At 73.3% G+C, this 16,099-nt stretch carries 6 protein-coding genes and 2 pseudogenes; 5 read left to right on the top strand and 3 right to left on the bottom strand.

Annotation, left to right across the window (positions count from 1 at the left end; translation table 11 throughout):
- Window positions 1-13 precede the first annotated feature (13 nt).
- The 3 genes from ACIBK9_RS33525 to ACIBK9_RS33515 all read left to right on the top strand — a co-directional run bounded on the left by ACIBK9_RS33525 (window position 14) and on the right by ACIBK9_RS33515 (window position 9,151).
- Window positions 14-964: a terpene synthase family protein gene (locus ACIBK9_RS33525; RefSeq protein ID WP_397162601.1), complete on the top strand. Its 951-nt coding sequence runs from the start codon at window positions 14-16 to the stop codon at window positions 962-964.
- On the top strand, window positions 957-2,483 hold the full coding sequence (locus ACIBK9_RS33520) for a prenyltransferase/squalene oxidase repeat-containing protein (protein ID WP_397162600.1): 1,527 nt from the start codon (window positions 957-959) through the stop codon (window positions 2,481-2,483). The genes ACIBK9_RS33525 and ACIBK9_RS33520 overlap by 8 nt, the downstream gene beginning before the upstream one ends.
- Before the next feature lie 206 nt (window positions 2,484-2,689).
- Window positions 2,690-9,151, top strand: a complete 6,462-nt coding sequence (locus ACIBK9_RS33515) for a PKD domain-containing protein (RefSeq protein ID WP_397162599.1) — start codon at window positions 2,690-2,692, stop codon at window positions 9,149-9,151.
- 60 nt (window positions 9,152-9,211) lie between these two features.
- Here ACIBK9_RS33515 and ACIBK9_RS33510 read toward each other — a convergent pair whose 3' ends face one another.
- The 3 genes and pseudogenes from ACIBK9_RS33510 to ACIBK9_RS33500 form a co-directional block, all read right to left on the bottom strand.
- Entirely contained in the window at window positions 9,212-11,434 is a 2,223-nt protein-coding gene (locus ACIBK9_RS33510) for a type I polyketide synthase (protein WP_397163076.1), read from the bottom strand.
- A 180-nt stretch (window positions 11,435-11,614) separates the two neighbouring features.
- Window positions 11,615-11,863 (bottom strand): annotated as a pseudogene (locus tag ACIBK9_RS33505) (hypothetical protein); the annotation flags it as partial.
- Window positions 11,864-12,048: 185 nt separating this feature from the next.
- Window positions 12,049-14,505 (bottom strand): annotated as a pseudogene (locus tag ACIBK9_RS33500) (type I polyketide synthase); the annotation flags it as partial.
- Window positions 14,506-14,863: 358 nt separating this feature from the next.
- On the opposite strand from ACIBK9_RS33500, the gene ACIBK9_RS33495 reads away from it, so the two are divergent.
- Window positions 14,864-15,613: an SDR family NAD(P)-dependent oxidoreductase gene (locus ACIBK9_RS33495; RefSeq protein WP_397162598.1), complete on the top strand. Its 750-nt coding sequence runs from the start codon at window positions 14,864-14,866 to the stop codon at window positions 15,611-15,613.
- Window positions 15,614-15,844: 231 nt separating this feature from the next.
- A partial coding sequence (locus ACIBK9_RS33490; RefSeq protein WP_397162597.1) for a winged helix-turn-helix domain-containing protein occupies window positions 15,845-16,099 on the top strand: 255 nt, incomplete at its 3' end.

The raw sequence follows: 16,099 nt of genomic DNA, 5'->3' as shown, positions 1-16,099 counted from the left end.
CGCTGGCGCGCACGTGCCGGACCCGCGCCTGTTCGGCCTGGCGGACCTGGAAGCGGGGCCGTTCGAGGCGCAGCGGTCGCTGAACGTCGTGGCCGCCGCCGACGCCGCGACCGCCGCCCTCGACACGATGGGCGTGTTGACCGGATGGGCCGAGCGGCACGGCCCGCCCTTCGACCCGGCCGTGATTCCCCTCTGCTGCCTGACGGCGGCCACCTGCACGCCCTGGCTCGACGCCGACGCCTGCCTGCTCCTGGCCGGGACGGCGGCCTGGCTGCTGGCCGTCGACGCCTGGTCGGACGCCCCCCGAGCCGTCCCGCACAGCGCCGACGACAGCGCCGACGACAGCGCCGACGACAGCGTCGAGGCCGGGGTCGCGCGCTGCCTGGCGGTCGTCGAGGGAGGCGACCCCGAGCCCGGCGACGCCCTGGCCGCTTCCCTCGCCGACCTGCGCGACCGCGTCACCGGGCCCGTCGCGGCCTGGTGGCGGCGCGCGGCCGTCGAGCACCTGCGCGGAACCCTCTTCGAACGGCGGGCCGCCGACGCGGTCGCCGCGGGCGGGCGGGCTCCCGGCGTCGAGGAGTACCTGCGGCACGCCCGCGGCAGCATCGGCCTGGCCATGCAGGCGACGGCGGCCTGGTCGGCGATGGACCCCGAGGACGTGCGCGCCTGGCTCCCGGCCCTGCGGCAACCGCTCCGCGACGCCTCGACGGCCGTACGGCTGGCCAACGACCTGCGCGGACATGACCGTGAACGGGCCGAGGGGACCGTGGACGCGCTCACCCTGGGCCTGTCGCAGGCGGAGGTCGCCGAGCGGCTGGCCCGCCATGTGGCCCGGTGCCGCGCGGGACTGCGTCCCCTCGCCGGGACCCCGGCCGCCGTCGCCCTGGACCGGATCATGACCTGGGGCATCCGCATGTACCAGCTGGCCGACGCGGGCCACACCTGGAAGGAAGAACATGCTTGAGCCGATCGCCGCCGACGACGTGCTGGCCAGCCTGACGGTCCGCCCGCTGGGGGAGAGCTCGCCGTCCTTCTACGACACCGGCCGGGTGACGACCCTGGCGCCCTGGCTGGCCGGCCGCGCGGACCGGCTCGCCTTCCTGCTGGACCACCAGCGGCCCGACGGGACCTGGGGCGGGACCGGCGGATACGCGCTCGTCCCGACGTTGAGCGCCACCGAGGCGCTGCTGACCCTCTCCCGCGAGGGCGGCGCGGGGGCGGGCCGGATCGCCGCCTCCGCCGCCCGGGGCCTGGCCGCGCTGCGAGCGCTGCTCGACGGCGGCGTCGCGCTCCCCGACCTGGTGGCCGCCGAGCTGATCGCCCCCGCGCTCGTCGCCGATCTGAACGCGCACCTCGACCGGCTCACCGCGGAGCCGATCACGGGCCTGGACGCGTGGGCCTCCGGCACGTTGCCCCTGCCCCGCGGCTCGGACCCCGGGACACTGGCACTCGCCCGCGAACGCCTGCGCGCGACCGGCGAGGTCACCGCCAAGTTGTGGCACTCGCTGGAGATCATGGGGCCGCTCGCCCGGCAGGCGCGCACGGTCAGGCCCGCCGGGGGCGCGGTCGGCTGCTCCCCGGCCGCCACGGCCGCCTGGCTCGGCACCCCGCCGATCGCCGAACCCGCCTCGATCTCCTTCCTGGAGTCGGCGGTCGCCGCGTACGGGGGAGCGCTGCCCGGCACCTACCCGCTCTACCGGTTCGAGCGGATCTGGGTGATCGGGGCGCTGATCGGCGCGGGTCTCGACGTACGCGTGCCGGAGCCGGTCATGGCCGATCTGGAGCAGAGCCTCGCGGCCGGCGCGATCGGCGGCGCCCCCGGGCTCCCGCCGGACGCCGACACGACCGGTGCGGGTCTGGCGACCCTGGCCAGGCGCGGCAGGCCGCTCGCCCCGGACCGCCTCTGGGAGTTCGAGCTCGAGGACCACTTCTGCTGCTGGCACGGTGAACGCACCGCGTCGCCGACGGCCAACGCGCACGTCCTGGAGGCGTTCGCCGAGTCTCCCGGTCGCGGCCCGCGGCACGAGGCGGCCGTTCGCAAGATCGCGCGATGGCTGGCGGGCGTCCAGCACGCCGACGGGTCGTGGACGGACAAATGGCACGCCTCGCCGTACTACGCGACCTCTCACTGCGCGCTGGCCCTCGACCTCGCCGCCGACGGCCGCGACGCGGTACGGCGGGCCGTGGACTGGACGCTGGACACCCAGAACGCCGACGGCTCGTGGGGCATCTGGGGCGGCACCAGCGAGGAGACCGCGTACGCCGTCAACGTGCTGCTGCGCACACGGCCGGGACGCGCCGACCCGCGCGGCCCCTCCGCCGCCGCGCGCGCCCGCCTGTTCCTCCGGCGGCAGGACCCCGACCGGCACCCGCCGCTGTGGCAGGCCAAGGAGCTCTACGCGCCCCTGGCCATCTGCCGTGCGGTACGGCTGGCGGCCCTGCGGCTGCTCGACACTGCCTGCGACGGCGACCGTCCGTCCTGAACGCCGGCCGGTCCCGCCGTCCTTGTGAGCCGTTCGAGGCGATCAGCGAACGGTTGGCGAGACTCGCCGCCCCGCAGGACCCCTTCCACATGTCACCGCAAGCGGACCACATGTCCGCTGGGGGATTCTCCCGGTCCGGGAGCTCTCGTGGCTCCCGGCAGACACGTCCTGTGCCGCATTTCGCGGCCGCATCCCCGGAGTTCTCTTTGACCTGGTTATCCAGCACTGCCCTGGTGCGGCGGGCGACGCTCGCCACGCTCGCCGCAGTGGTCTCCTCGCTCGTCGTCCCCGTCCCCGATCCGGCGACGGCCGCCACCGGCCGGACGGCCGGTGAGTACGTGTTCCCGGTCGTCGATCTCGGCGCCGTCGGGACCGGCGCCGTGATCCGTTCCGCCAACAACAAGAGCCAGCTCGTGGGCGCGCGCTGGGTGAAGGACGGTGAGACCAGCCAGCCGAGAGCCACCGTCTGGTCGGAGAAAGACGGCGTCCGCGACCTGCACGCCGCCCTCGGCGTGGACGCGAACGCCAGCACCGCCTACGACGTCAACGACCAGGGCGCGGTGCTCGGCACCTACCACCTGACCGGCGACGGCGAGCAGTCCTACGCCTACATCTACAAGGACGGCACGGTCACCCACCTGGGTCAGCTCAAGGATCCGCAGGCCGTCAACAACAACGGCGAGGCGGTGGGGCTCACCTGGAAGCGGCTGTCCAACGGCCGCGTGGAGAGGTTCGCGAAGTTCAAGGACTACCGCGACGGCGCCTTCAAGATCAACGACCGCGGCTGGGTGGTCGGCAACACCTCCCTGGACCCGAGCGGCTGGGGTCGTCACGCGACGGCCTGGAAGCTGCCGCCCGGCAAGAACCTGGATCTCGGCAAGCACGCCCTGAAGTACCTGGACGGCTCCGACACCTGGGCCTACGACATCAACGAGCGCGGCGAGGCGGCCGGCTTCGGCAAGGACGGCGGCTACGTCCCGCTCATCTGGGACAAGGACGGGCTCGCCCGCAAGCAGAAGACCGCCGCGGGCGGCCAGGTGCTGGCGATCAACAACGCGGCCGTGGGCGCGGGCTGGATGTACTACCAGAAGACCCCCGGCGATCCCGTTCCCGACGAGCACGCGGCGCTGTACGTGGCCGACATGGGAGTCGACCTCAACAACCACGTGCCGGCGGACTTTCCCTTCGTCCTCGATCGGGCCACCGGCGTCAACGAGCTCGGCGAGATCTTCGGTGTGATGCACAGGAAGGGCGCGGCCTCCGACGTCCGCGCGTTCGTGATGAAGACGCCGTTCCTGGAGATCTCCATCGACTCGATGTCGTTCGAGACGAAGCTGTTCTCCTCCGACGACTGGGTCCCGCTACCGGATGACGGGGCGGTCGAGGGCAACTACGTCCGCGTCACGATGAAGCTGACCAACCCCGACGACGAAGCCTGGTTCCGGAAGCTGAAGGTCGTCGAGGACGTGTCCGGCAAGGTGCTGTGGGAGGACGAGTTCGTCCTCGCGGCGGGCGCGACGGTGACCAAACGCGTGGTCTGGAACACCGCCGGCTACGCGTGGCATGCAGGAAAGGCGAACTCCGCGCGCTCGGTGACCGCCGAGTTGTACGTCGACGGCGGTGTCACCCGTTCCACGGAGACGGAGAAGATCAAGGTCAGGCCGTCGCCGGTCGTGCTGGTGCACGGTTTCGCCAGCGACGCGCAGAAGGCGTTCGGCAACGTCGCCGCCATCCTCAAGGACGTGAACCCGGAGCTGGAGCCGTACGTGCTCGGCAGCGCCAGGCTGCGGCCGGATCTGAAGCTCGAGACCGGAGACCCCGGCGACAAGGAGAAGCGCACCAAGACCATCGCCGCCAACGCGGCCGTCCTGGCGGAGTACGTCCAGGAGGTGCGCGAGCGCGAACAGGCGAACACCGTCAACATCATCGCCCATTCCATGGGCGGGAACATCAGCCGTTATTACCTGCATTATCTTGTGCCGTCAGGTAACGGGATAACGCCCGTCCGGAACCTGATCGAGATGGGCACGCCCAACCGCGGAACCCCCTGCGCCGACATGGTCGTGGAGGCGATGGAGGCTGTCAAGGGCAAGATTCCCATGTTCCCCGCGCTCAAGGAGAACTCCGTGGCCTTCATGGACGGGAAGTTCAACCCGAGGGTCACGAGGACGAATCTCGCGCTGATCTCGAACCTCGTGGGCCGGGGAATGCCGTTGCCGTGCGAGAGCGCGAATTTCAAGGGGCCGTACGACAGTGACGGCGTCGTTCCCGACTGGAGCGCGGCGGCGGAGTTCGTCCCCGATCCCGAGGAAATGAAGATCATCCACACCTCCATGACCTCGGCCCCCCGCGTCTACCTCGACTACGTCAGGCCCCGGTTGGCGTCGGTGCTCTCCGGCGCGCCCCTCGACGGCGGATCGGCGCCGGAGAACAAGGGCACGCTCCAGCAGTCCGCATCGGAGACGGCGGCGGCCGGGAACGACGCGGCCCCGGTGTTCGCCGCGCTGTCGGCCACGGTGGAGCCGGGACAGACATCGAGCCTGCCGGTGGACGTTCCGCAGGGGACGGCGTTCGGCGTGGTCGGGCTGCTGCCGGAGACGGTGGGGCTGTCGCTCCGCGATCCCGCGGGGACGGTCAGGGGCTCGTACACGGCGGGAAGTGAGGCGGCCCAGCAGCTCTTCGGCGGGCTGCGGGTGGCCATGCCGCAGACCGGCGTGTGGAAGCTGGAGGTGACCAACACGGCCGCCGAGGCGGTGAAGGTAGACCTGGCCGCCTGGATCGCGGGCAACCCGGTGCAGATCACGCCCGGGGCCGAGACGTCCGAGGACGGCCGCGCGGCCGTGACGGTCACGCTCACCGACGGCGGACAGCCGGTGCCCGGAGCGACGGTGCAGGCGTCGCTGATCGCCGACGACGCCTCCCGGGTCCCGCTGCAACTGGCCTACGACGGCGAGCACGGCGACGGCTCCGCCGGTGACGGCGTGTACGGCGGGCGCAGCGACGTGCTCGCCGACGGCGACTACCACGTCGTCGTCCAGGCCCAGACCCCGAAGGGGTCGCGCAGTGCCAGCGCGGCGATCGAGGTGGCCAAGGAGGACACGCGCGAGTTCGCGTTGACGATGTCGGCCGATCCGGGCGGTTCGGTGTCGGCGTCACCGGCGCAGGACACCTACCGGGCCGGGACGAAGGTGACGCTGACCGCGAAGGCGGAGGCAGGACGCATTCCGCTCGGATGGAACGTGGACGGCCAGGAGCGGCCGGGTGGCGCGCTGACGCTGACGATGGACGTTCCGCACACGGTGGTCGCCCGGTTCGGGTCGTACACGGTGACCGAGATCGGGGACGACGCGCACCCGGCCGTGGCGGTGGCGCTCAACGATCGAGGACAGGTCGCGACCACGGTCACGACGAAGACGGGGCCGGAGCCCACGACCCGCGCCATGCGCTGGCAGGACGGCGCCTTCACCGAGCCGTCCGGCCCGGCGTGCACGGACGACGGCCATGGCAGTTGTGACTCGACGGCGCGCGGCATCAACGAGGCCGGCGACGTGGCCGGGTCGGCGATGGTGGGGACCGGCGGCGGGTACACCGAGCACGCCGTGGTCTACCGAGCCGGCGGCCAGGCGGAGGACCTGCATCCCAAGAACGCTCCCGCCGGGGAGCTGAGCAGGGCCTACGATCTGAACGACCGCAACCAGGTGGTCGGGTTCTCCGGCGGCAAGCCGGCGATCTGGGACCAGGGACCGCCCGTCGCACTGCCCGACGACTTCGAGGCCGACCGCGGCAACGGCGACGTGGGGCCGCGGATCAACCCCCGGGGCGTCGTGAGCGCCACACAGGTGCTCAAACGGGACGTCTTCGGTAATCCGCTGCACTACGTACCGGCGGTGTACCGGGACGGGACGGTCGAGAAGCTGGTCACGACCGATTGCGCGTCACCCGGCGGGTACGCGCTGGACGTCAACGCCTCGGGACAGGCGGCCGGGTGGCTGGACTGCAACGGCAGCTCGAACACCCGACAGCACGCGATGACCTGGAAGGACGGTCAGGGCAGCGACCTGGGCCTGGGCGTGGCCACCGCGGTCAACGACAACGGACTGGTCGTGGGCTACTCCCAGCCGTCGGAGAACGAGCCGGCGGAGCCGGCGTTGTGGCGGGACGGCAAGCGGTACCTGCTGGCCGCCCTGCTGCCGCGGCCGCTGTGTCCCTACGACGACGATGAGACGACGGTCCCGTGCATGGGGCTGGTCGGCAACACCGCCACGGGCGCCACGGCGTGGCTCAACGACGTGAACTCCTCGGGCCAGATCGTGGCACGGGGATACGTCCGCGACCGCTCGACGACCTCGGCCGGGTTCACCCAGTCGCCCCGGTCGTTCCTGCTCACGCCGACCACCGCGCAGGCGGACCTGAAGATCGAGCACACCGTGTCGCCCGCCGAGCCCGGACCGGGCGGGACGGTGACCTGGACGACCACGGTGACCAACGAGGGCCCGGACAACGCGACCGAGGTGCGGGCGGACGTGCTGATCCCGCACGCCGTGGCCGCCGGGGCGACCTGCGACGCCTGGCGGGGCGCCTGCACCGCGATCAAGGACGGGCTCCGCGACACGATCGAGCTGCTCCAGCCCGGCTGGCAGGCGACCTTCGAGGTGACCGCCAGGATCCCGGCCGACCTGCCGGTGGACACCGAGCTGAAGACGCAAGCCTCGGCCTCCAGCCTCACGGTCTCCGATCCCGTCCCGGCCAACGGTGTGGCCTCGACCAGGGCGAAGGTGCTGCCGTTCCTGAGCGGTTCCGGCATCACCTGGACGGAGCCGGTCTCCGTGGGATCGACGAGCAACGCGAGCACGGTGACGCTGACCAACCGGTCGGACACGCCGATGCCGTTGAAGGCGATCGCGGTCGAAGGCGCGTTCGCGCAGACCAACGCCTGCCCGCCGGAGCTGGAGGCGGGAGCCGCCTGCCCGGTCAAGGTGACCTTCACCCCCACCCGGGCGGGCGAGGCGACCGGGAAGCTGACCTTCACCACCGCCGAGAACGCGCCGCCCGCCTTCACGGTGACGCTGAAGGGGACCGGCACGGAGAACACCCCGCCGAAGATCGTGGTGCCGCCGGCCCCGCTGAAGGGCACGGTGGGCAAACCGTTCGCGCTGAAGGTGCGGTTCACCGACCCCGACGCCGGTGACTCCCACACCGCCAGGGTCTCCTGGGGCGGGGAGCCGGTGGACGCGCAGGTGACCGAGGAACCCGGCGGCGGGACGATCACCTCGAGCCGCACCTTCACGGCCGCCACCTCGGGGATGGCCCTGGTGCTGCTGACGGACGACAAGCACCCCACCTCGGTCACCGCGGTGGTCCCGTACGTGATCGAGGAGGCTGGGCCGAACACCGCTCCGCAGGTGGCGGCGGGCCAGGACGCCACGGCGGGCGTGGGCGAGGTGCTGCGTCGCACGGTGACGTTCACCGACCCGGACTCCACGTCCTGGACCGCGACCGCGGACTACGGCGACGGCGCCGGCGCCCAGCCGGTCACGACGACCGGGCAGACGATCACGCTGGAGCACCAGTGGGCCGCCGCCGGCGTCTACCCGGTCACGGTGAAGGTGCACGACGGCGAGCTGGAGGGCAGTGGGACGTTCCGCGTCACGGTCGCCCCCGGCCAGCCGTCGAACAAGGCGCCGGTGGCGACGCTGACCGGCCCCGCCACTGTGGTCCAGGGCGCCACCTGGATCGGGCGGGGCTCGTTCACCGACCCCGACTCCACGAGCTGGACCTTCACCGCCGACTACGGCGACGGGACGGGCCCGCAGCCGCTCACCCTCTCCGCCGGCCAGTTGAAGCTGGAGCACGCCTTCACCGGCAGCGGCGGGTTCACCGTCACCCTGGCGGTGACGGACGACCAGGGCGCCACCGGTACGGCGACGGTGAAGGTGCAGGTCGGCAACGCCGCCCCGGTGGTGACGCTGACCGAGCCCGCGACGGTGGCCAAGGCCGGCGAACCGGTGCTGCTGACCGCCTCGTTCACCGATCAGGGCAAGGGCGACACCCACACCGCGACCTGGAACGTCGGTGACGACCAGGTGGCCGGCGCGCTCGCCGAGAGCTCCGGCAAGGGGACGGTCAGCCTGCCGTACGTGTTCACCGAGCCGGGCGTCTACCCGATCTCGGTGACGGTGACCGACGGCGGCAAGGCCGCGGCCACGGCCGACACCGCCGCAGGACGGAAGGTGTACGTACGGGTCTACGACCGGACCGCCGCCCTGGTCGGCACGGGCACCGTTGCCTCACCGGCCGGGTCCTGCCGGCTGGAGCCCGGCTGCGACCTGGCGGGGCAGGCGTCGTTCGACGTCCTGGCCCGCTACGACGGCAGGAAGGGCGGCCCGAAGGGTGAGCTGCGCTACGCCGCCCCCCGGTTCGAGCTCACCGGCACCTCCTACCAGGTGCTGGTGGCGGCCGACGGCACCGCCACGCTGCGTGGCACGGGCAGGGCCGGGAGGACGAAGGCCGTCTTCGAGCTCACCGCGGTCGACGCCGGGACGGTCCCGGGCCGTGCGGACCAGGTGCGTCTGCGCGCCTGGGACGCCACCGGTGGGCTGCTGTACGACAACCAGCCCACCGGTTCGCCGTCCCCCGCGATGAGCGGGACCCTGCGCGTCAGCGGCTGACACCTTGAAAGAGCCGCCGGGCCCGGGACACGTCCCGGATCCGGCGGCTCAGGTGAACGGTCAGGCCCCTTCGGGGGCGCCGGCCTGCTCACGCAGGTGGGTGAGGGCCAGGGCGGCGAGCTCCTCGATCGTCCTGCGCTGCAGGAAGACCGCCACCGGCAGCGTGACGCCGAGGTCGGCGGCGATGCGGTTGCGGAGCTGGACCGCCATCAGCGAGTCCAGGCCCATCCGGTGCGGGCGCAGCCCGGCGCCGACCTCCTCCAGGGGAAGCTGGACGACGGCGGCGACCTGCGCGCACAGATACGCGGTGACGATCCGCAGGGCCTGCTCGTCGTCCTCGGCGGCGAGCAGGCCGGGCACCGGCCCGGCTCCCTGCTCCTCGGTCACCTGCTCACCCTCGACCAGCTCCCGCAGCGCGGACGCCCCACGCAGGGCGGGGAAGTGGCGGGTCCACGCCACCGGGTCGAACGACATGACCGACGCCTGGACCGGCGGATCGGCGAGCAGGCGGTCGAGGACGGCCAGCCCTTCGGCGGGAGCGAACCCGGCGAATCCCCGCTCGTCCAGCCGGAGATCGTTGGCTGCCTTGGCGACCTGCCCCGTGGCGGCCCACTGCCCCCAGTTGACGCTCAGCGCGGGCAGGCCCGCCGCGTGCCGGTGCCAGGCGAGGCCGTCCTGGTAGCCGTTGGCGGCCGAGTAGTTCCCCTGCCCCGGCGAGCCGATCACCGAGGCCGCGGAGGAGTACAGGAGGAAGAAGTCGAGGGGCAGGTGGCGGGTCAGCTCGTGCAGCTGCCACGACCCCTCGACCTTGGGCGGCATCGGGGCGAAGAACCGCTTCCTGTCCAGCTGGGCCAGGGTGCCGTCGTCCAGGACGACGGCGGAGTTGACGACACCGCGCAGCGGCGGCAGCCGCCGGGCGAGGTCGTCGAGCAGCTCGGCGAGATCCTGCCGGGAGGCGATGTCGGCCACGACGGGATGGACGCGTGCCCCGGCCGCGCGCATGGCCGCCATCCGCTCCTCCGCGTCCGCCGGCGCGCCTGAGCGTCCCACCAGGACGACGTCACGCGCGCCACGCCCGACGAGCCATTCCGCCGTGAGCAGCCCGACCCCGCCGAAACCGCCCGCGATCAGGTACGTCCCGTCCGGCCGCACCGGGACCGGACCGGCCGCGGGCAGCGGACGGCGGCGCAGCCGGCTGGTGTGTCTGCGGCCGGGCCGCAGGGCGATCTCGGTCTCCGGGCCGTCGTTCACCATCTCGGCGACGAGGGCTGCGACCGTGGAGGCGTCGGGAGCGGCGGGCAGATCGACGAGCGAGCAGCGCAGCTCCGGGTGCTCGTAGGGGACCACCCGGCCGAGCCCCCACACGGCGGTCTGCGCCGGGACGACGTCCGTGTCGCCGTCCAGGGCGTGGGCGGCGGTGGTGACCAGCCACAGGCGAGGCGAAGCGCCGGAGTCCGCACCGCCCAGCGCCTGGACGACGGACAGGACGTCGTGGCAGCCCTCCAGGGCAGCCGACCCCCGCACCCGCTCCGAAGGCGGGGCGGGCACGACGACCACGCCGCGGGGAGGCCAGGCCCCCTCCGCCGTCCGCTCCTCGGCCAGCAGCCGCCAGTCCTCCGCCGAGGCGAGGTCGAGCGTGCGGCGGCCGGAGGCGGGCCTGCGGTAACCGGTGCCAGGACGGATCAGGAGCGGCCGGCCGCCCGCCGCCGCCACCCGGGCGCACAGCTCGGCGCCGAGCGGCGAACCGCTCACGACCAGCCAGTGATCGCCTTCGGCCGCGGGCTCGGTCAGGGGCGGCAGCTCCGCCCACTCCATGGCGTGCAGCAGGCGCGCGGCCCGGTGCTCGACGACCTCGGGAAGCTCGCTGACCAGCCGCCTGATCCGGAAACCGTCGACGGAGGCGAGCAGCCGGCCCTCGTCATCGCTGACGCGCACGTCGAACTCCAGCACGTCCGGCTCCGGCCGTTCCACGCGCACGGCGGTGGACCAGAGCCGCGTGCCGGGCTCCGGCCTGGCGTGGACCCGGTAGCGTCGCGTGGCCACCGGCAGGTACGTGTCCTCCGCCGTGTCGTCGCCGAGCAGGGTCATCACCGGCTGCAGGGCGGAGTCCAGGAGCGCCGGGTGGAACAGGTGGGCCCGTTGATCGGCGGCGGTGCCGTCGTCCGCGCGCACCTCGGCGGCCGCGGCCCCCTCCGCCCGACGGAGTGCGGTCACCGACCGGAAGGGCCCGCTCTGCTGGATGCCCCGGCGGCGCAGCGCCGCGTAGTGTTCCGGGACCTCCACCGCCTCCGGATAGCGGGTGAGATCGGGCGGGTCGATCCGGCCGGCCCGATCGCCGGGCGGGCAGGCGCGCAGCGTCGCCGTGCACAAGAGCGCCCATTCGCCGGCGGCCTCCGCGACGTGACAGGTCCAGCGGCGGCGCCCGTCGTCCCCCGCCGGCTCCAGGCGGGACTGAAGCCGTTGCGGCGTCCCCGGGGGCAGGAACAGCGCGCGTTCGAGCCGGAGGTCGGCCACCTCGTACGCGCCGGTGTACGCCTCCTGCCCGGCGGCCAGGGCGAGTTCGTGGTAGGTCGTGCCCGACAACATCGGCAGGTCGTGGACCCGGTGGTGGCCGAGGTACGGCAGTCGTTCGAGGTCCATGGCGAAGTCCCAGACCAGGGTGTCGCCGGGCGCCAGGACGAGGGCCCGGCCCGTGATCGGGTGGCCTTCCACGGCTGCCTTCGTACGTGCCGCCGCCCGGTCGGCCGTCTTCCAGTACCGCCTGTGCTGCCAGGGATAGGGGGAAGGGCGACCTCGGCCGACCCGCCGGGTTGCAGCCGGGAGAAGTCGACGGCGCGGCCGTGGACGTACAGTTCGGCCGCGGCCTCCAGCAGGGCGCTTCGACCGGGCACGTCGCGGGCGAGCACCGTGACCACGATCCCGTCCGTGCCCGCGTGGCGCAGGTTCTGCCGGACCGCCCGCGCGAGCAGGGGATTGGGGCTGAATTCCACGAAGGTGTCGAATCCGGCCTCGGCCAGCCGCCGGACGGCGTCCGCGAACAAGACGGGCTCGCGCAGGTTGTCCGCCCAGTACGCCGCGCCCATGTCCGGCCCCTCGACGAAGCCGCCTGTGACGGTGGAACACAGCGGAACGTCGCCCGTCCCGGGGCACAGAGGGGCGAGGAGCCGGAGCAGCGGCTCGCGCAGCGGGTCCATCTGAGGGCTGTGCGAGGCGAAGTCCACCTGGACGCGGCGTCCGTAGACGCCCTCGCCCTCCAGGTGACGCAGGATCGCGTCGATCTCCTCCGGCTCGCCCGCCAGGACGCAGGACGTGGGGGAGTTGCTCACCGCGAGGACCGCCGTGCCGCCACGTCCGGCGACGAGCGTACGGGCGCGCTCGGCCGGCAGCTCGACGGCCGCCATCGCCCCCTGACCGGCGATGCCGGCCCGGACGAGACCGCTGCGGCCGCAGATGATCCGCGCGGCGTCGTCCAGGTCGAGGACCCCGGCCACGTGAGCCGCCGCCACCTCGCCCATCGAGTGCCCGACGACGGCGTCGGGCTCGAAGCCCCACGACCGCCACAGGCGGGCGAGCGCCACCTGGACCGCGAAGATCGTCGGCTGGGCGACGTCGATCTCGGCGAGCCGGGAGCTCTCCGGCCCCGCGCGCAGCTCGGCGGTCAGCGACCAGTCGGCGTACGGGCGCATCGCCGTCTCGCAGTCGGCGATCGCCTCGGCGAAGACGGGCTCCTCGCCGAGCAGGTCGCGGCCCATTCCGAGCCACTGCGCCCCCTGCCCGGGGAAGACCCAGGCCGTCCGGTGGGTGGCCTGGAGATCCTCCAGTTCGCCGGCGCAGACGCCCTCCGCGTGGCCGTCCCGGGCGAAGGCGGCGAGCCTGGCCGCCGCCTCCTCGCTCGTGCTCGCGACGAGGGCCAGCCGCCGGTCGTGGTGGCTGCGCCGGACGCCCGCGGCCCGGGCGACCCGGTCCAGCGGCACGCCGCCGAGCAGCTCCGCGTACCGCCCGGCGAGCGCGCCGAGCGCCTTCGCGGTGCGCGCTGAGACGGGCAGCAACATCGCACGGACGCCATCCGGGCCGTCCGGCTCCGGCCCGGCCGTGGCGGGCGGCTCCTCGACGACGATGTGGGCGTTCGTGCCGGTGACGCCGAAGCTGCTCACGCCCGCCCGGCGTGGCCCGTCCTGGGCCGGCCAGGACTGTGCCTCCGCGCACACGCGCACGCGGATGTCGTCCCAGGGGATGGCGGGGTTGGGGGTGGTGAAGTTGAGGCTGGCCGGGAGCCATGCCCGCTTGACGCACAGCACGGCCTTGATCAGGCCGGTGACGCCGGCGGCGCCCTCGGTGTGGCCGAGGTTGGTCTTGACCGAGCCCACCAGGAGCGGGCGATCCTCCGGCCGGCCCGGCCCGAGCACCCCGTTCAGGGCGGCGATCTCCACCGGGTCGCCGACGCTGGTGCCGGTGCCGTGGGCCTCCACGTACGCGACGCTCGCCGGGTCCACTCCGGCGTCGCGGTAGGCCGCTCGCAGCGTCGCCTGCTGCCCGCCTACCTGCGGGGCCATGAAACCGTCGGAGTGCCCGTCGTTGCCGGCCGCCGCCCCGCGGATCAGGGCGTGGACGCGGTCCCCGTCGGCCAGCGCCCGGGAGAGCGTCTTGAGCACGACGACGCCGACGCCCTCGCTGCGGACGTAGCCGTCGGCGCGGGCGTCGAAGGTCTTGCACTGGCCGTCCGGGGCCATCATCGCGCCCTGCGAGAAGCCGACGGCGTGGTCGGGGGTCAGGACGGCGTTCACACCCCCGGCGAACGCCACGTCGCACGAGCCCGCCCGCAACGACTGCACGGCCAGTTGCACGGCGACCAGGGAGGAGGAGCAGGCCGCGTCGAGCGCCACGCTCAGCCCGGTGAGGTTGAGCGCGAAGGAGACCCGCCCCGCGTTGCCTCCCCGGGTGCTGCCCGCGACCGTGTGGACGTCGAGGCCGTCCAGCGCTCCCGACTGCTGATCCCAGTAGTCGCTGGTGATGACGCCCATGAAGACCGCGCCGGTCAGCTCCGGCATGCGTTCCAGTACCAGGCCGGCGTCCTCGAACGCCTCCCAGGCCACCTCCATGACCATGCGGTGCTGAGGGTCGGTCGCGGCGGCCTCACGCGGGGAGATGCCGAAGAACTCCGCGTCGAACCGGTCGATGCCGGAGAGGAAACCGCCGTACCTGGAGGCGAGCCTGCCCGGGGTGCCGGAGGCGGGCGCGTAGACCTCGTCGACGGGGAACCGGTCGGCGGGGATCTCGGAGATCGTGTTCTCGCCGCGGCACAGTAACCCCCACAACTCCTCGGGAGATCGGGCGCCGGGCAGGCGGCAGGCCATGCCCACCACGGCGATCGGTTCTGGGGCGGACCGAATGTCGTCGGTCGTGCTCATGTCGAAGTCCTCTGTACTGGTTGTGCGAAGGCTGGGACCCACGTCGCGTAGGCCGGGTCACGAGCTCGGCGTGACGCCGTGACGCCGTGACGCCGTGGCGGCGAGCGGAACCGGCTGCCCACCGCCGGGCCGGCGGTTCCCACGATGCGTCCGGGGCTTGCCGTTCGTCAGAAGACCTTGCGGCCGGACAGCTCTGATCATCCGCAAACCGGAGCTGGCATGGTGCTCCCCGGCCGGGACGCGGCGGCGCTCGTCGGCGCGCCGGCTCCAGCGATCGGACACTGACCGGCGGGAAGGCGTGATCATGGGAAAGACGCTTGAGGGCAAGGTGGCACTGGTGACCGGTGGTTCGCGCGGCATCGGCGCCGCGACGGCGCGGGCGCTCGCCCAGCAGGGCGCCGACGTCGCCATCAGCTTCGTCGCCTCCGCGGGCAAGGCCGAGGCCCTCGTGGACGAACTCAGGGCGACGGGCGTGCGCGCCCGTGCCTACAAGGCCGACCAGGGGGACCCCGAGCAGGTCACCGGCCTGGTCGAGGCGGTGGCCGGCGACTTCGGGCGGCTCGACGTCCTGGTCAACAACGCCGCTGTCTGGGTGGTGGGGGCGGTCGACGCGTCCGTTCCTGACGCCGAGGCGTTCGCCCGCCAGCACGCGGTGAACTTCGGCGGCGTCGTGGCGGCGATCCGGGCGGCCGCCGCCGTGATGGAGGAGGGCGGCCGCATCATCTCGGTCGGCTCGGGGACGGGCACCCGGGTCGGCTGGCCGGGGCTGGCCGACTACGTCGCCAGCAAGACCGCGGTCGTCGGCTACTCCAAGGGGGCGGCGCGCGACCTCGCGCCGCGCGGCATCACGGTCAACGTCGTCCAGGCCGGGTGCGTCGACACCGACATGAATCCGGCCGACAGCCAGGCGGCGGCCACGTTCCTCGCCTCGGTGCCGCTCGGCCGGTACGCGCGGCCCGAGGAGATCGCCGCGCCTGTCGTCTTCCTCGCCGGCCCCGGCGGCTCCTACATCACCGGCGCCGTCCTGAACGTGGACGGAGGCTACAACGCCTGACGGCTGCCTGCGCCGGCCCGACGCTCCCCGCGGCCGGCGCAGGCGTGGAAATCACCCGCGAGGCGGACGACTCGGGCGGTGGTTCCGGCATACATTCCCCGGCTGTTGGGGGCCGTGAGGCCGAGAGCAGTCCGGCGACGAGGGTCGCGGGTGTGACGTCGCGCAGGCGTCGCACCCCTGACCACGTCGCGGCCTGGGCGCTGTCCGGGCCGGCCGACAAGGGAGTACGCGGTGGAGTTCCGGGTTCTGGGTCCGGTGGAGGTCTACGACGACGGCGGCCGGCGGGTCGAGGTGGGCGGGCCGCGTCAGCGGGCGGTGCTGGCCCGGCTGCTCGCCGCCCGGGGGCAGCTCGTCCCGATCGACACCCTGGTCGACGATCTTTACAAGGACTCACCGCCGGTGACGGCGTTGCCGACGGTGCAGTCGTATGTGTCGCATTTGCGGCGGGCGATTGAGCGTGATCGGCCTGCGCGGTCGCGGCCGAGG

This window comes from Nonomuraea sp. NPDC050227 (assembly GCF_044459705.1).
Taxonomy (GTDB): Bacteria; Actinomycetota; Actinomycetes; order Streptosporangiales; family Streptosporangiaceae; genus Nonomuraea.
The sequence above is the reverse complement of the archived record's forward strand: the minus strand, read 5'-3'. Positions and strand labels throughout refer to the sequence as shown.